At 61.2% G+C, this 16,239-nt stretch carries 14 protein-coding genes; 8 read left to right on the top strand and 6 right to left on the bottom strand.

The genetic code is table 11. From position 1 onward, the window contains the following. Positions 1-106: 106 nt before the first annotated feature. Positions 107-475: a hypothetical protein gene (locus BLW08_RS07480; RefSeq protein ID WP_090821765.1), complete on the bottom strand. Its 369-nt coding sequence runs from the start codon at positions 473-475 to the stop codon at positions 107-109. Positions 476-941: 466 nt separating this feature from the next. Further along, complete coding sequence (gene serB, locus BLW08_RS07475; protein WP_091324162.1) at positions 942-1,835, bottom strand: phosphoserine phosphatase SerB; 894 nt, start codon at positions 1,833-1,835, stop codon at positions 942-944. 111 nt (positions 1,836-1,946) lie between these two features. Here serB and BLW08_RS07470 point away from each other — a divergent pair, with 111 nt between their 5' ends. The 5 genes from BLW08_RS07470 (at position 1,947) to BLW08_RS07450 (ending at position 5,940) form a co-directional block, all read left to right on the top strand. Continuing rightward, on the top strand, positions 1,947-2,732 hold the full coding sequence (locus tag BLW08_RS07470; protein WP_091324160.1) for an ABC transporter ATP-binding protein: 786 nt from the start codon (positions 1,947-1,949) through the stop codon (positions 2,730-2,732). A gap of 19 nt (positions 2,733-2,751) precedes the next feature. Beyond that, positions 2,752-3,537 carry a sulfite exporter TauE/SafE family protein gene (locus BLW08_RS07465; RefSeq protein ID WP_090821383.1) on the top strand — a complete coding sequence of 262 codons (786 nt, stop codon included), beginning with the start codon at positions 2,752-2,754 and terminating at the stop codon, positions 3,535-3,537. 7 nt (positions 3,538-3,544) lie between these two features. After that, positions 3,545-4,354: a TrmH family RNA methyltransferase gene (locus tag BLW08_RS07460; protein WP_090821385.1), complete on the top strand. Its 810-nt coding sequence runs from the start codon at positions 3,545-3,547 to the stop codon at positions 4,352-4,354. A gap of 142 nt (positions 4,355-4,496) precedes the next feature. After that, a complete protein-coding gene (locus tag BLW08_RS07455; RefSeq protein WP_017200906.1) occupies positions 4,497-4,754 on the top strand; it encodes a type B 50S ribosomal protein L31 in 258 nt (85 codons plus the stop codon). 85 nt (positions 4,755-4,839) lie between these two features. Then, positions 4,840-5,940, top strand: coding sequence for a lipoate-protein ligase LplAB (locus tag BLW08_RS07450; protein ID WP_175538612.1), 1,101 nt, complete (start codon positions 4,840-4,842; stop codon positions 5,938-5,940). A gap of 46 nt (positions 5,941-5,986) precedes the next feature. Here BLW08_RS07450 and pepN read toward each other — a convergent pair whose 3' ends face one another. Then, positions 5,987-8,593 (bottom strand): aminopeptidase N, encoded by a 2,607-nt coding sequence (gene pepN, locus BLW08_RS07445; RefSeq protein ID WP_091324157.1) that lies wholly within the window; start codon positions 8,591-8,593, stop codon positions 5,987-5,989. Between the two features lie 4 nt (positions 8,594-8,597). Next, positions 8,598-9,647, bottom strand: coding sequence for a YeiH family protein (locus BLW08_RS07440; RefSeq protein ID WP_090821390.1), 1,050 nt, complete (start codon positions 9,645-9,647; stop codon positions 8,598-8,600). Positions 9,648-9,758: 111 nt separating this feature from the next. Here BLW08_RS07440 and BLW08_RS07435 point away from each other — a divergent pair, with 111 nt between their 5' ends. The 3 genes from BLW08_RS07435 to BLW08_RS07425 are packed head-to-tail and all read left to right on the top strand — an operon-like array spanning position 9,759 to position 13,145. Then, on the top strand, positions 9,759-11,315 hold the full coding sequence (locus BLW08_RS07435) for a circularly permuted type 2 ATP-grasp protein (protein WP_091324155.1): 1,557 nt from the start codon (positions 9,759-9,761) through the stop codon (positions 11,313-11,315). Positions 11,316-11,370: 55 nt separating this feature from the next. Beyond that, the gene (locus BLW08_RS07430; RefSeq protein ID WP_026540668.1) at positions 11,371-12,297 is read left to right on the top strand and encodes an alpha-E domain-containing protein; all 927 of its coding nucleotides are present in this window, start codon (positions 11,371-11,373) and stop codon (positions 12,295-12,297) included. After that, the gene (locus BLW08_RS07425) at positions 12,294-13,145 is read left to right on the top strand and encodes a transglutaminase family protein (protein ID WP_090821394.1); all 852 of its coding nucleotides are present in this window, start codon (positions 12,294-12,296) and stop codon (positions 13,143-13,145) included. The genes BLW08_RS07430 and BLW08_RS07425 overlap by 4 nt, the downstream gene beginning before the upstream one ends. A gap of 86 nt (positions 13,146-13,231) precedes the next feature. Here the strand turns inward: BLW08_RS07425 and BLW08_RS07420 are convergent, their stop codons facing one another. Continuing rightward, positions 13,232-14,683 (bottom strand): SDR family NAD(P)-dependent oxidoreductase, encoded by a 1,452-nt coding sequence (locus BLW08_RS07420; RefSeq protein WP_091324153.1) that lies wholly within the window; start codon positions 14,681-14,683, stop codon positions 13,232-13,234. A 73-nt stretch (positions 14,684-14,756) separates the two neighbouring features. Then, on the bottom strand, positions 14,757-16,169 hold the full coding sequence (gene glgC, locus BLW08_RS07415) for a glucose-1-phosphate adenylyltransferase (protein ID WP_175538611.1): 1,413 nt from the start codon (positions 16,167-16,169) through the stop codon (positions 14,757-14,759). Between the last annotated feature and the right edge of the window lie 70 nt (positions 16,170-16,239).

The following is a 16,239-nucleotide window of genomic DNA, read 5'->3' as shown; positions in this document are numbered from 1 at the left end:
GCGCCTGTCCGGTTGAAGACGCCTGTCCGGTTGAAGACGCCCGTCCGGTTAACAACAAGGGACGGTCGCGAATCCCGCGACCGTCCCTGAGTGGTTCCGTGAGCTATCAGATGGCGATTTCCTTTGCGATGTTCTTGAGCTTGTGCCGTGCCAAAGCGAGGTTTGCGTAGGTACGGTCCAACACCAGATACACGAAGAGGCCCTTGGACCCGTCCGAGTTCAGGACGTTGATCAGGTGGTACTGGGTGTCCAGGGTGATGAGGATATCTTCGATATTGCTGTTCAGGCCAAGGTCAGCCATGGTCCTCAGCTTGGAGCTGACAACATTGGAGTTTCCGGCAGCAGCAACCCCAAGGTCGAAGCCGGGGTTGCCACCTTGGGCCAGGGCCATGCCACTGGAGTAATCCACGATTGCCGCCCCTGTGGCGCCTTCAATGGATAGTAGTTGCTTGGTGGCTTCATCGAGTGAGCTCATAAGATATTCATCCTCTTCTGTTGTGTATTCACCGGAATCCGTGAGCTCATGGAAGATATCGTGAAGCGGCATTGGTAGCACGTCGGGGGAAGTCAGCTCATGATGCGCCAGCTCGACTCCTTCGCGCCGTTTCCACCACTTCCACGTGCGCTCCGTACGGTTCACTCCCTATCCCTGCTCTTCCGTCATCCCGCCCTGCCGAAGGCATCACGGATTTCGTCGTCGAGTTCTAAACTTTACACATTAATAACCCAGCGACTGGTCATTATGGGACATTCTCATAAACCGTCGTGAAGTTAACGACCGACGGCATCTATTTGAGCTATCAGTTCACGACAATTCAATAAATTTAACGCGTTTCTGCGTCACGAAATAAGGTTTAGTGTTTCGGAGGTATTTTGGGCGCACGGAAGCCACCGATGGGCAGCGTGGCCGCCGACAGGAGTCAAAGAGGGGCGGTTGAGTCTTAGACGTTGGCGATGTGCCGGACAGCATCCAGGTAAGGAATGTTGATCACGGCGTCAGCTGCGGCACGGACAGCCGGCTTGGCATTAAAGGCAACACCAATGCCGGCAGCATTGAGCATGTCGAGGTCGTTGGCTCCATCGCCCACCGCGATGGTGTGCTCCAGGTTGATTCCCTCCGCCGCTGCCCACGCGCGCAAGTACTTTTCCTTGGCTGCGCGATCAATAACTGCGCCCAGCACCTTGCCGGTCAACGCGCCGTCGACGATTTCAAGCTCATTGGCAATCCAGTAATCAAGGTCCAGCTCTTGGGCGATGGGACCCAGAATCTGATTGAAGCCTCCGGAAACGACAGCCACAACGTGGCCGGCTGCTTTGAAAGCTGCCACGAGCTCTGCGGCGCCGAGGCTAAGCCGCACCTCGTGCCGGACGGAATCGACGACGGCGGCCGGAAGGCCGGCGAGGACGGCGACGCGGGCGTGCAGGCTCTGGGCGAAGTCGAGTTCGCCCCTCATGGCTGCTTCAGTGACGGCCGTAACTTCTTCGCGCTTGCCTGCATGCTCTGCCAGTAGCTCAATCACTTCCTGCTGGATCAGCGTTGAGTCAACGTCCATGATGAGCAGTTTCCGGGAAGCCTGCCGCAATCCTTCGGGAACGATTGCGGTGTCCACTCCCGCTTGGGCCGCTTCTGCTATCTTCCGCCGGACAACTGCCAGGTCCGCTGCAGTCTCTGTGCCTGCAGTGAGGCTCGCCGTGACGACAGCAAATCGATCATCCCCACCGTGTGATTCCGACGACACTGCGACGCCGGATTCGGCCAGTGTTTTTCGCACATTGTCGAGGGATTCAGGGGACAAATTCACGCCATAGCTGACCGCAGCCAAGTTCGAAGTCATGGCCCCAATCCTACTGAGGGCGCTGCATGCGCCCGAATTCGTTTCGCGACACAAAGCCTGCACGCTGACCGGTTATCAGTCATATGGATTTTTGTCCTAGTGTCTACTGCTATGAGTGATGTTCTGGAACTGGCTTCCGTCAGCGTTGTCCGAGGCAAGAAGACCCTGCTGGACAAGGTTGACTGGCAGGTCAACGAAGGCGAACGGTGGGTCATCCTGGGACCCAACGGGGCCGGTAAGACCACCCTTCTCCAGATCGCTGCAGCCCGACTGCATCCCAGCAGCGGCCAGGCCGGGATCCTTGATGAGACCCTGGGCCGCGTAGACGTCTTTGAACTCCGCCCCCGGATCGGTCTTTCCTCCGCTGCGTTGGCTACCCAGATTCCCGAGCACGAGAACGTCTTGAACGTTGTGGTCACCGCCGCCTACGGCGTCACGGGCCGCTGGCGCGAGGGTTACGAGCGCGACGACGAACGCCGCGCCTTCAGCCTCCTGAATGACTGGGGGATGGGCCCCCTGCTCAACCGGACGTTTGCCACGTTGTCGGAGGGAGAGCGCAAGCGTGTCCAAATCGCGCGTGCCCTCATGACGGACCCTGAACTGCTGCTCCTTGATGAACCAGCGGCCGGCCTCGACCTCGGCGGCCGTGAAGAACTGGTCCACAAGCTCGGCGAGCTTGCCAGCGACGAAGCTGCTCCAGCCATGGTCCTGGTGACCCACCACCTTGAAGAAGTTCCTCCTGGCTTTACCCACGCAATGCTGCTTCGTGAAGGTGGCGTGGTTGCCGCGGGCCCCATCAAGGAAGTCCTCACTGACGAGCACCTCAGCAATACCTTCGGGCTCGCGCTGGACGTTTCCGAAAACGGTGGCCGTTACACGGCTACTGCCCGCCGCTAAAAGGATCCGGTAACTTAAAGTGGAGATTCTTAGCAGCATCCTGGTCTTTTTCGCGGGCTTGTGGGCCGGCACCATCAACGCCGTTGTCGGCTCCGGCACGCTGGTCACGTTCCCCGTACTCATCGCTATTGGCGTGACGCCTGTTGTTGCCTCCATGAGCAATGCGATGGGCCTTGTGGCGGGCAACGCCGCCGGCGCATGGGGCTACCGGCGCGAACTTGCCGGTCGCGGCAGGCAGCTGATGAAGCTGTTGCCGGCCTCTTTGCTGGGCGGTATCACCGGAGCCTGGCTGCTGCTGCACCTGCCGGAGAAGGTGTTCCACTACGTTGCCCCGGTGTTGCTGGTGGTTGCCCTGCTGATGGTGGTCTTCCAGCCCAGACTGCAGGCATGGGTGCGCAGCCGGGAAGAAAACCCTGAGCATGCCATCCGCGATCGAAGCCACGGCATCCTGCTGGTGGTCCTCGTGTACCTTGCCGGTGTCTATGGAGGCTACTTCGTCGCAGCCCAGGGGATCCTCCTAGTGGGAATCCTGGGGGTTTTCCTCTCCGGAACCATGCAAAATGCGAATGCCATGAAGAACATCCTGGTGCTGGGCGTCAACATGGTTGCCGCCGTTTCCTACCTGATTTTCGCCTTTGACCGCATCGAGTGGTTCTTTGTCCTCCTCATTGCCGTGAGCTCCACCATCGGCGGCCTCATCGGTTCGAAAGTAGGGCGGAAGCTTTCCCCGAAAGTCCTGCGGGCCGTCATTTTCGCGCTCGGCATCGTGGCACTTGGCTTCATGATCGCCAACCTGCTGAAATAGTCCCCCGGTGACCTTTCACTATCTCGAGTCTGCAGCTGATCCCCGCGTCGCGGACTACACCACGCTCACCGATGTACACCTCCGGAAGCTCCGCGAGCCTCAGGAAGGCATGTACATCGCTGAGTCCTCCCGGGTCCTTCGCAGGGCACTGGCTGCAGGACATCAGCCTCGTTCCTTTTTTCTGGCGGAAAAGTGGCTGGACGATCTGGACGACGTTTTTCAGGCGTACCCCGACGTTCCCGTCTTCATTGGCAAAGCTTCCCTGCTGGAGGAGATCACCGGATTCCACCTTCACCGCGGTGCGATGGCTGCCATGCACCGGCCGGCTCCCGTTCCACTGGAGGAACTCCTCGCCAACGCTCAACGTGTGGCCGTTCTTGAGGACATAGTGGACCACACCAATGTGGGTGCGATCTTCCGCTCGGCCGCCGCGCTGGGTATCGATGCTGTCCTCGTCTCGCCCCGGTGCGGCGATCCGTTGTACAGGCGCAGCGTTCGGGTCAGCATGGGCACGGTCTTCCAAGTGCCGTGGGCGCGGCTGGAAAGCTGGCCCGATGACCTGGTCCGCTTACAGGACCAAGGTTTCACGGTGGCCGCCATGGAATTGACGGACGACGCCCTGGACGTGGACGACCTGGCGATGCAGCAAATACCGAAACTCGCCCTGGTGCTTGGAACCGAAGGTGCAGGTATGAGCGCCGAAACGCTGGCCGTCGTCGACCTCGCGGTTAAGATCCCGATGCGGGCAGGTGTTGATTCATTGAACGTAGCAGCTGCCTCCGCGGTAGCGTTTTGGGAACTTCGCCCGAAGTCCTGATCCCGGTTTCGTATGGCATGGCGGTATCCGCTATGATTGGTTGTTGGCCCGGGCACTGAAATATTCACTTTTCAGTATCTGACCACCTCCATTCATACCTGGCAGCTGGCAAAATCCAGTTGCGCGAACAAAAGGTCCCATTATGAAGTCTGATATTCACCCGAAGTACGAAGCTGTTGTCTTCAACGACCTGGCCTCCGGTACGCAGTTCCTGACCAAGTCCACCGTGTCTTCCTCGAAGACCATCGAGTGGGAAGACGGAAACACCTACCCGGTTATCGACGTCGAAATCTCTTCGGAGTCCCACCCGTTCTACACGGGCAAGCAGCGCATCATGGACTCTGCTGGCCGCGTCGAGCGCTTCAACGCTCGCTTCAAGGGCTTCGGCGGCAAGAAGTAACCACTTCACCCCAAGGCTTTCGAAGGCCCGCATTGCTGGATTTCCGGCAATGCGGGCCTTTGCGTTTTCCGGCAAGATGGACAGCATGACTTCCCAGCCCCTGCACTCACCGCAAACCCACGACGACGGAACGCGCCCCCACGGGGAATACAAGGTACCCGGCGGGAAACTCGTGGTGGTTGACCTGGACGTCATGGACGGACGCTTCACCAATGTCTCGCTGAGCGGCGATTTCTTCCTGGAGCCCGATGAATCACTACAGGACATCAACCGGGCGCTGACGGGCCTTCCAGAGAGCTCAACAGCGACAGAGATAGCCACAGCCGTCACCGCGGGGTTGCCCGAAGGGGCCGTACTGTTCGGGTTTTCCGCAGAAGCGGTGGCCATCACCGTCCGCCGTGCACTGTCAAAAGCCACCGGCTGGGCTGACCACCAGTGGGAAGTTATCCCGCCCTCAGTCCTGCCCACACAGGTCAACGTAGCCTTGGACGAAGTCCTGACAGAGGAAGTCGGCTCTGGACGGCGAAACCCGACGCTTCGTTTCTGGGACTGGGAAGAACCCTCCGTGGTGATCGGCAGTTTCCAATCCGTCCGGAACGAGGTGGATCCAGAGGGCGTGTCCCGTCACGGCATCACGGTGGTGCGCAGGATCAGCGGCGGCGGAGCCATGTTCATGGAGGCCGGCAACTGCATCACCTACTCCTTGTATCTTCCGCAAACCCTCGTGGACGGCATCAGTTTCGCCGACTCCTATGCTTTCCTGGATGCCTGGGTCATGGCCGCGCTGGAGAAACTCGGCATCACGGCGTTCTACGTTCCCCTCAATGACATCGCCACAGACCAAGGCAAGATTGGCGGAGCAGCGCAGAAACGCCTCGCCAACGGCGGAATGCTCCACCATGTGACCATGAGCTACGACATCGATGCCGACAAAATGCTGGAGGTTCTGCGCATCGGCAAGGAGAAGCTCAGCGATAAGGGAACCCGCAGTGCGAAGAAACGAGTGGATCCCTTGCGACGACAGACCGGGCTCGCCCGTGCAGCGATCCTTCAGGCCATGCAGGAGGTCTTCACGGAGCGCTACGGCGCGGTGGAGTCCCGGCTCACCGATGCGGAATTGAGTGAGGCCAGGAACCGCGTGGAAGCGAAATTTGGCACAGCGGAATGGTTGAACCGGGTTCCCTAATGTGCGGGTAATGCAGGCCCTGTTCCTGAAGGCCCGGGGTCGCCGCCTAGCCCGTGGCGCCCTGGGCTGTCAGTGCGCGGAAGAGGTGGCTGCGTTGCTCCACTATGATGCGCCGCAGTGCCCTGGGTGCGTCAGCATGCGCTCCAAGCCAGTCGTCCGTCCGGACAATGACCGGGTGCTCGGCGGCGTGCATGCCCTCCCCAAGATCCTGGGCGGCCGGGAACAGCCCCCGGACGATCCTGCCCGCAATTTCAATACTGCGCTCCGCCCAGACCTTTTCAAGGCACTCGAAGTACGGCTCCACATAAGGTTCCAGCATGACCCTGGGGGCCGTGGCGAATCCAGCGATGGTAGCGCTCAGGATCTCGTTGGAGAGCCCGGTGCCGGTAACCGCAGAGTCCCATGCTGCCGCCTTCACCGAGGCGTCGGGACGCGCTGCAGAGGCAAGGGCGTGGCCTTCTCTGCCCGAAGCGGTTCTATCCGCTGACAGTTCCCTGTCCAGCTCAGCTTGCGAAGCCTGTCCGTGGGCTGCCAGTGCCTGCCAGAGGCTCCAGCGCAGTTCGGCGTCTACAGCCAGTCCGTCGATCACGGTGGCACCTTCCAGGATGCTCCGCAGCAGGGAAAGCTCACTGTCGCCGTGCCGGGAGACATCAGCGAGGGTCCTGGCCCAGGCAAGTTGCTGATCCGACCCCGGCCGGGCGGCCCGCAACTGCGCGGCGGCAACGGCAAGGAAGACCTTGCGCACACCGTCCCGCACGGCTGGGGGCACGAATCGCTCGATGGCACTTGAGGCGTTGCCCAATACGTTCAGGAGGACACCAATTCCTGTTTCTGCGGGCGCGAACTGTTCAACGGCAGCCACATACCGGGCCGCAGGCGTAACGCCGTCACGGGCCGAATCCCACAACGCTGTCCAGCACAGGGCGCGCGCCATGGGGTCCTGGATTTTGTCCAGCGTGGTCCGTACCGTGTGCTCAGAAACGGGATCCAGCCGCACCTTTGCATAGCTCAGGTCGTCGTCGTTGACCAGCAGCAGCGCCGGACGCCGTTTCCCGTTCAACGCACCCACCAAGGTACTGGGTCCCGTGACGTCCACATCGATGCTTTCAGTCCGTACCAAGGCGCCCGTTGAGTCGGAGTTGTACAAACCCAGCCGCATGCGGTGCGGACGGAGTTCCTGGTGGCCTGTGATGGGGTCGACGGCGTCTTGGCGGAGAGTCACAGCGCCCAGGGTGCCGCCGTCGTCCACGATGTCCGCAGAGATGGTGGAGATGCCCGAGGTCTGCAGCCATTGGCGTGCCCAAGCGGCCAGATCCCTGCCGGACGCAACGCTCAGGGCTTTCAGAAGATCCTGGAGGGATGTGTTGCCGAAGGCGTGGTCGCGGAAGTACTGCCGGGATCCAGCGACGAAGGCTTCAAAACCAACGTAGGCCACCAGCTGCTTCAAGACGGAGGCGCCCTTGGCGTAGGTGATGCCGTCGAAGTTTTGCTTGGCAGCTTCCAGGTCCGGGATGTTGGCCACAATCGGGTGTGTGGTTGGCAGTTGGTCCTGGATGTAGGCCCAGGCTTTCCGTTTGCTCGCGAAGTTCACCCACGCCGTATCCCAATCGGTGGCGCAGTCCACGCCCAGGGTCCCCATGTAGTCGGCGAACGACTCCTTGAGCCAGAGGTCGTCCCACCAGTTCATGGTGACGAGGTCTCCAAACCACATGTGCGCCATCTCGTGCATCAGCGTGTTTGCGCGGGCTTGGTATTGGGCATCCGTGGCTCGCGAAGCGTAGACGTACTTCTCCGTGAAGGTCACCAATCCAGGATTTTCCATGGCCCCGAGGTTGTACTCGGGAACGAACGCCTGATCGTACTTGCCCCAGGGATACGGGTAGTCGAAGAGTTCATTGAAGAATTGGAGCCCGTTCTTCGTCAGACGGAACAGCTCGTCGGCATCGAAGGAGTCCGCCAAGGAGGCGCGGCAGAAAAGGGCCAGCGGGACGTCAAGGCGGGTGCCGTCGTCGAGCGTTGCTCCCCAGTGATCTGTTGCCTTGAAATAAGGGCCCGCCAGCACGGTGGTGATGTAGGTGGACATGCGCTTGGTGGTGGCGAAGTCCCATTGTGCGGCAACAGGGTCACCTGTCAGCGGCGTGCGGGCCGTCTCCGTCCCGTTGGATGCGACCTCCCAGCCACTTGGAGCGATCACGTGGAAAGTAAATTCAGCCTTGAGGTCAGGCTGTTCGAAATTTGCGAAGACGCGCCGGCTGTCCGCGGGTTCGTACTGGGTGTAGAGGTAGCACTGGCCATCCGCAGGGTCCACGAAGCGGTGCATTCCCTCGCCTGAACGGCTGTACAATGCCGTTCCTGCCACTGTCACCGTGTTCTGGTCCGCGAGGCCTTCCAGGATGATCCTGTTCCGGTCCACCACTGACGCGACGTCCAGCTCCTGCCCGTTCAGCACCACCGATTGCACGCCACCGCTGATGAAATCCAGGAAAGTAGCGGAGCCAGGCGTGGCTGAGAACGTGATGGTACTGGTACTCGGGTAACCGGCGACTGCGGGATCTGCCGCGTCGCGGACATCGAGGGTGACGTCGTAGCTGTGGGTGGTGATCAGGGCTGAACGGGTGGCGGCTTCATCGCGCGACAGGTTGTGATTCGACACACAGCTATCTAATCATGATCCACGCAGCGCCCAGACCCAGCGATGCGATGATCAGCCACGAGCCCAAGGCCACCAGCGCTGCCCGCCCTCCGGTGTGGATCAGGGTGCGGACCCTTACTGCAGATCCCAAGCCAAAGAGCGCCGTGGCCAGGAGGATGTCCTGCAGCACCGCAGCAACTTCCAAAGCCACAGGTGGGGCCCATCCCAAGGATCGGACGGCCACCATCGCGATGAAACCAAGGACGAACAGCGGGACAATCGGGGGGAACTTTCCATCGCCGTCGGCCCCTGCATCGGCAGGTCCGTTGGCGCGCTGCCTCATATGGTCGAATCGCTGGTGGAGCCCGGCGGCTGCCGCGATGGGCGCCAGTAAGACCACCCGCGTCAATTTGACGACGACGGCGATCGCCAGCGCCGCTGTACCGGCAGTTTGGGCTGTGGCCACCACTTGGCCCACATCATGCACGGACGCGCCGGTCCATGCCCCAAATTGTTCCGGGTTCAGGTTCAGGGGGTGCATGAGCAGCGGCAGTACTCCGATGGCCAAGGTGCCACACAACGTCACCAATGCCACGGGCAGAACGGTGTCCTGGTGCTTGATCCGACGCACGGCGGCCATGGCACCAATGGCCGAGGCACCGCAAATGGAAAATCCGGTAGCGATCAGCAGGGCAGTTTCCCCTGGGAGGCGGAGCAGCCGCGCAAGGCCGTAGGTCCCCACGAAGCTGACCAGCACCACACCGGCAATGAGCAGCAAGGATACCCAGCCAAGGCCGAGCACGTCCTGGATGCTGACCTTCAGGCCGAGCAGAACAATCCCGGCACGCATAAGGTGCTTCCCGGCGAAGTCCAGGCCTGGGCGGGCGCGTCCCGCAGTCAACACCGACGTGCCCGGTATATTTGCTGAGAGCAAGCCCAAGGCGACAGCGAGCGTCATTGCCGGAATGGCTGGAATGACCGCGTGGATGGTGAAGGCAAGCCCCGTCGCGGCAATGCTCAGGACCAACCCGGGCCCCAGCCGGGACAGCTGGGGCGCAAGACTGTTGAAGGGCATGCCTCAACCCTGCCGGATGGGGGCACGGAAAGGCGAACCGGGAGTACTCGGAAACCGCGACACAATCAGCGCGTAATGCGCTCGACTCAAAAAGGTGATTGTCTAATTCCCATGTCTGACCTATTCCAGGATTACTCCGAGGCCGCTGCGCGTAGTGGCGCCTACGACGAGATGTTTGCCCCAGGCCACGTTGCCAGAAAATCCTACGGTCAGGTTTCCGGCGCTTTGCGTGAGCTTTCCCTGGCTGACGTCACTGCCCGCGCCGACTCCATGGCGCGTACATTTCTGGACCGTGGAGTGACGTTCGATTATGCGGGGGAGGAGCGGCCGTTCCCGCTGGACATTGTTCCCCGGGTTATTCCCGCCGATGAGTGGGATGTGCTGGAGCGCGGCGTGGCCCAGCGCGTCAAAGCGCTCGAAGCGTTTCTGAATGACGTCTACGGACGCATGGCCGTGGTTACCGACGGTGTGATCCCACGGCAACTCGTGACCACCAGCGCACACTTCCACCGGGCTGTCCATGGCTTCGAGCCGGCGGGCGGCGTCCGCGTGCATGTTTCGGGCATTGACGTGGTGCGTGATGCCGCCGGCACCTTCCGGGTCCTCGAGGACAACGTGCGGGTACCTTCCGGCGTCAGCTACGTCCTGGAGAACCGCCGCGCCATGGCCAAAGGCCTCCCTGAGGCTTTCGGCCAACAACACATCCGACCGGTTGAGGAATACCCCCGCCGGCTCCTGTCCGCGCTCCGCAAAACCGCACCGGCAGGCGTGGACGATCCCACCGTGGTGGTCCTGACACCTGGCGTCTTCAACAGTGCCTATTTTGAGCACACCCTCCTTGCAGGGCTCATGGGCGTGGAGTTGGTGGAAGGGCGCGACCTCATTTGCAGGGGTAACCGCGTCTACATGCGCACCACAGCCGGTGAACAGCGGGTGGATGTCATTTACAAGCGCATCGATGACGACTTCCTGGATCCGCTTCAGTTCCGCTCTGATTCCATGCTCGGTTGCCCGGGATTGGTTAACGCAGCCCGCGCCGGGGGAGTGACCATCGCCAACGCGGTGGGCAACGGGGTTGCTGATGACAAGCTCGTGTACAGTTACGTGCCTGACCTGATCCGGTACTACCTGCACGAAGAGCCGATCATCGCCAACGTCGACACTTTCCGGCTCGAGGAAAAGGAAGCCAGGGAGCATGTTTTGGACCGCCTGGACGAACTGGTGGTCAAGCCTGTTGACGGTTCAGGCGGCAAGGGATTGGTCATTGGACCGGACGCCACCAAGGACGAACTGGACGCCTTGCGGAAGCGCGTCATTGCCGATCCCCGTGGTTGGATCGCACAGCCCGTCCTGCAGCTCTCCACGGTTCCCACTCTGTCCGGAGACAAGTTCGGCCCACGCCACGTGGACCTGCGGCCCTTTGCGGTTAACGACGGCGACGACGTCTGGGTCCTGCCCGGCGGCCTCACCCGTGTGGCCCTCAAGGAGGGCTCCTTGATTGTGAACTCCAGCCAGGGTGGCGGCTCGAAGGATACGTGGGTCTTGGCCGACTCGCCTCAACTGCCGGCCGAGTTGATCCCACGGCAGTCCGTCACCGTGCGGGAACAAGTCTCCGTGTGGCCCGTGGAAAGCAACTGGCGTGACCGCCAAACGGAGCAGCAGCAGTGACCGCGCTCCACCACCACTTGAACTTCGATATGCACCACGCGAAGGAGGCAGTTCCATGCTGAGCCGCATTGCTGAGTCACTTTTCTGGATCGGACGCTACGTAGAACGCGCCGATGGCACATCCAGGATCCTGGACGTGCACCTCGAGCGACTGAACCACCTGCCACTGGAGGAACAGCGAAGCGTCGCCCGCGAACTCCTCGCGGTGATGGGCGCCAAGCCCCAGAGCGAAGATTTCGGCCTCCCTGAACTGCTGCACGCGCTGGCCTATGACAAGCAGAGCGCATCCTCCATTGCCGGTTCGCTCGGTGCCGCGCGCGAGAATGCCCGCCGTGCACGGGAGACCGTTTCGCAGTCCCTCTGGGAGAGCCTGAACACCACGTACTACGGCCTCAACCAGCACCGTAAGGACGTTGTGGGGACCTACCGTTTTTGCAACTGGGTCCTGGAACGGACCGCCATGGTGCGCGGCCTTGCAGACACCACTGTCAGCCACGATGAGAGCTGGCTGTTCATGGTACTGGGGCGCTCCCTTGAGCGGGCCGACATGACAGCCCGCATGCTCTCGACGCGGGATGTCCAGTCCGCTGGAATGTCGTGGGTCAACATGCTCCGCTGCGCCGGCGCCTATGAGTCCTTCATCCGTACCCGCAGGGCAGCGTTCGGCGACCAGCACGCAGCCGAATTCCTGCTGTTGGACCGCCTCTTCCCGCGATCGATCGTTTACGCTTTGCGCGACGCCGACGAGTGCCTTGCAAAGCTGGATCCGTCAGCGCAGCGCGTGGGTTTCATCAACGATGCCCGGCGCATCGTGGGCCAGGCCCGTACATTCCTGGAGTTCCACCGCACGGACGATCTCATGTCCGAGCTGCCGGAACACATGGAACGCGTACAGAAGGCCGTGACGCAGGCTTCGGATGCCATTTCCCGTAAGTACTTCAATCAGGCTGATGAGCACGCCTGGGTGGGAGAAGTTTCATGACCCGGCTGAGCATCGTCCATAAGACGGCCTACAAGTACAACCGCCGCGTGACCTTGTCCTACAACGAGGCCCGGATGACTCCGCTGACCGATGGGCAGCAAGTGGTCCTGGAATCCTCGCTGAAGGTTTCGCCCAACCAGGCATCGGTCAGCACGTACCGCGACTACTGGGGAACGCGCGTCACGGCGTTTGATATGCAGATGCCCCATGAGAGCCTTGAGGTCCTCGCCACGGCCACCGTGGAAGTGCATCGCACCGAGCGCGTTGCCACTGACGACGACATCGTGGGCTGGGATGTCATTGCCTCGGATAAGGTCCAGGACGAGTTCAGCGATTGGCTACCACAATCCAGGCTCAGCGGTCCCGGCGAGGAAGTCCTGGGGATTGTTCCCGGTATTGTGCAGGGCAAGAATCCACACGAGGCTGCACTGGCGGTCTTTGAGTGGATGGCCGGCGAAATGACCTATATGAAGGGCACCACTGGTGTAACCACCAATGCGGAGCAGGCGTGGTCGCAGCGGCAAGGTGTCTGTCAGGACTTGGCGCACCTTGCCATTGGGGCCTTGCGATGCAGCGGCATACCTGCCCGCTACGTTTCCGGCTACATCCACCCGCGGTCGTCGGCGGACATCGGGGAAACCGTTGCAGGACAGTCCCACGCGTGGCTGGAATGGTGGGACGGTGAGTGGCGCAGTTGGGACCCCACCAACCACAAGCCGGCCGGCGACTACCACGTCACCGTTGCCAGGGGACGGGATTATCGTGACGTTCCTCCCCTGAAGGGCATCCTGTCCGGTGGCGGCGGGTCGGGGCTCTCCGTTTCCGTGGAGATCACCCGCCTCGCTTAGGATTTTTTGTACGGATAAGGCCCTCAAGAGTCGCTCTTAAGGGCCTTATTCGTACTCAAACATCAGTACTGAAACTCGGGGTCTTTCTACCAGGGTGACGGCTTGTAATCCTTCAGGAAGACGCCGTATTGGTCTTCGCCGTTTTCACCCATCACAATGGGGTCGTAAACGCGGGCAGCGCCGTCCACCAGGTCCAACGGAGCGTGGAACCCTTCTTCCATGAGCCTGACCTTGGTGTAATGGGGACGCTCGTCGGTGATCCAACCGGTGTCCACCGCAGTCATGAGAATCCCATCGGAATCCAGCATCTCCTGGGCGCTGGTGCGCGTCATCATGTTGAGGGCTGCCTTGGCCATGTTGGTGTGGGGGTGTCCAGGGCCCTTGTATGCCCGGGAGAACTGCCCCTCCATGGCGGAGACGTTGACGATGTATTTCCGGTGCGCAGAGGACCGCTTCATGGCACCACGGAGCCGGCTCACCAGCAGGAAGGGTGCCGTGACGTTGCACAACTGGACTTCGAGCATTTCCAGGGGGTCCACCTCATCCACCACCTGGGTCCAGCTGTTGATCGAGGCGAGGTCCGGAACCAAGCCACCGGCATCGATGGCTGTCCCTGACTCGATCCTTTCCAGTGACGCCGATCCGGTGGACAACGCCAGCGAGGTGATGGCATCGCCGGCCAGGACCGGGTGTTCGGTGACGCTGCTCGCCAGTGCCAGTGGGTGCTTGTCATGCGCATGGCCGAATGTCACCAGCTCAGGTCCACCGTTGGCGGCTTCCAAGGCGGCCGGCAAGGGCTCGTCCTCTGCGTCCACCAACGGCTTGTAGGCATTCCCGGAGCGTCGCACGGTCTGGGCCGCATTGTTGATGATGATGTCCAGGGGGCCGGCTTCATCCAACGAGTCCGTGAGGGCCATGACCTGCGCCGGATCACGGAGATCGATGCCAACGATGCGCAGGCGGTGCAGCCAGTCTGCGCTGTCTTCCATGGCAGCGAAGCGACGGGCCGCGTCCTTGGGAAAGCGAGTAGTGATGGTGGTGTGCGCACCGTCGCGAAGCAGGCGCAACGCGATGTACATGCCAATCTTGGCGCGTCCACCGGTCAACAACGCCCTGCGGCCCGTGAGGTCGGTACGCGCATCCCGCTTACTGTGGCTGAAAGCCGCGCATTCAGGGCAGAGCTGGTGGTAGAAAGCATCCACCTGCGTGTAGTGCTTCTTGCAGATGTAGCAGGGACGGGAACGGATAAGGTGTCCCGCGATCTCGCCGGTAGTGGAGGGTGCCAGCTTGTTGCCGCGGGTTTCGTCGTCAATCCTGTCCGGCGCCGCGGTGGCCGTCAGGGCAATCACAGCACGGTCAGCTTCGGCAATGGAGTCACGCTTGGTGACGCGGCGGTGTCGTTTGACGGCCTTGAACATCTTGCCGGTAGCACGCCGGACGGCAACATAGTCCGGGTGCTCTTCGTCATAGACGTGAATCGTGGTCAGAACCTTGAGGCAGGCCTGGATCTCTTCAGGCGTCAGATCGGTGGAGCTCATTGACCTGATTTTACAGCCTTGGGACCGCGTGGCCTGCCTCGGGTTCTGTTCGCGTCAGGGGAGTGGCTGCCGCTTAGTGCGTCGCACTCTGGGTTGCAGCATCTGCCACGCGTGACTGGATCCCGGCAGCTACCTTTTCAGCAGAGTCGCGAATGTCGGGGTCGTCATGCGTTGCAGCTTTAACGGCCTCGGGAAGACCCCGGCGGTATTGCGCGGACAAGGCCAACTCTGCCTCCCCCGGCTCAGGAACCACTTGGCCCTTCGCCAGGACAGTGATGCCGGACTCGGTCACCTTGTAACCGCGGGCTTTGTCCAAGGCAGGGTCCAGGCCGATGGCGGCGCCTGCCGGAACCTTGACGTTCTTGTCCAGGATGGCCCGCTTGATGACGGCGCCTTCGCCGACCCGGACTTTGTCCATCAATACGGAGTCCTGTACACGGCTGCCGGCTGCCACGTAAGCATCGTTGGACAGGACGGAACCCTCCACGATCCCTCCGGAAATAACCACACCACTCGCCACGATGGAATCCAGCGCCGTGCCCACCGTGTTGTTCTCACCGCGGACAAACTTTGCGGGCGGAGAAATGCTCTGGCGGGTGTAGATGGGCCACTCGGAGTTGTACAGGTTAAAGACCGGCACGGGGGAAATGAGATCCATGTGCGCGTCGTAGAACGAATCGATGGTGCCAACGTCGCGCCAGTAGGTCCGGTCGCGGTCTGTAGCACCGGGGATGTCGTTGAGTGTGAAGTCGTACACGCCGGCTTCGCCCTGATCCACGAAATACGGAATGATGTCGCCACCCATGTCGTGCTTGGTGTCGAGGCGTTCCGCATCCACGTGCAAAGCTTCAACCAAGGCGTCTGCGTTAAAGACATAGTTGCCCATTGACGCAAGGAACTGCGTGGGGTCCGCGGCCAGCCCGGGGGTGCTGGCAGGCTTCTCCACAAAGGCTGCAATCTTCTGGGGATCGTTTTGGTCTACTTCGATCACGCCGAATTGGTTGGCCATGTTCAGTGGCTGGCGGACGGCCGCGACCGTAGCCTTCGCCCCACTTGCAATGTGCTGCTCCACCATCTGGGAGAAGTCCATCCGGTACACGTGGTCAGCGCCAACCACTACCACGATGTCCGGGGCGTCGTCGTGGATGAGGTTCAGCGATTGATAAATGGCATTGGCGCTGCCAAGGAACCAGCTCTTGCCCACACGCTGCTGCGCGGGAACAGATGCCACATAACGGCCCAACTGCGTGGACATGCGCCAGGTTTCCGAGATGTGGCGGTCAAGGCTGTGCGATTTGTACTGCGTCAGAACAACAATTTTCAAATATCCCGAATTAACGAGATTGGATAGTGCAAAGTCAATCAGGCGGTAGCCGCCGGCAAACGGAACCGCGGGCTTGGCCCGGTCCGCCGTCAGCGGCATGAGTCGGTTGCCCTCTCCGCCTGCCAATACGATTGCCAAAACTTTCTTCAACGCCATGGTCACAGCTCCCCGTACGTCTTCGTAGCCCCCAAAAGTCCGATTTTCCGGACTCTTTCACACTAGAACACATACG

The sequence above is a fragment of the Arthrobacter sp. cf158 genome, assembly GCF_900106835.1.
Lineage (GTDB): Bacteria > Actinomycetota > Actinomycetes > Actinomycetales > Micrococcaceae > Arthrobacter.
The sequence above is the reverse complement of the archived record's forward strand: the minus strand, read 5'-3'. Positions and strand labels throughout refer to the sequence as shown.

What these genes read in the sequence shown, in the direction of transcription:
- BLW08_RS07425 (WP_090821394.1), top strand. Translation starts at nt 12,294, where the DNA reads ATGACCCGGCTGAGCATCGTCCATAAGACGGCCTACAAGTACAACCGC.
- BLW08_RS07420 (WP_091324153.1), bottom strand. Translation starts at nt 14,683, where the DNA reads ATGAGCTCCACCGATCTGACGCCTGAAGAGATCCAGGCCTGCCTCAAG.
- serB (WP_091324162.1), bottom strand. Translation starts at nt 1,835, where the DNA reads ATGACTTCGAACTTGGCTGCGGTCAGCTATGGCGTGAATTTGTCCCCT.
- BLW08_RS07435 (WP_091324155.1), top strand. Translation starts at nt 9,759, where the DNA reads ATGTCTGACCTATTCCAGGATTACTCCGAGGCCGCTGCGCGTAGTGGC.
- BLW08_RS07450 (WP_175538612.1), top strand. Translation starts at nt 4,840, where the DNA reads ATGACTTCCCAGCCCCTGCACTCACCGCAAACCCACGACGACGGAACG.
- BLW08_RS07440 (WP_090821390.1), bottom strand. Translation starts at nt 9,647, where the DNA reads ATGCCCTTCAACAGTCTTGCGCCCCAGCTGTCCCGGCTGGGGCCCGGG.
- BLW08_RS07455 (WP_017200906.1), top strand. Translation starts at nt 4,497, where the DNA reads ATGAAGTCTGATATTCACCCGAAGTACGAAGCTGTTGTCTTCAACGAC.
- BLW08_RS07430 (WP_026540668.1), top strand. Translation starts at nt 11,371, where the DNA reads ATGCTGAGCCGCATTGCTGAGTCACTTTTCTGGATCGGACGCTACGTA.
- BLW08_RS07470 (WP_091324160.1), top strand. Translation starts at nt 1,947, where the DNA reads ATGAGTGATGTTCTGGAACTGGCTTCCGTCAGCGTTGTCCGAGGCAAG.
- BLW08_RS07480 (WP_090821765.1), bottom strand. Translation starts at nt 475, where the DNA reads ATGAGCTCACTCGATGAAGCCACCAAGCAACTACTATCCATTGAAGGC.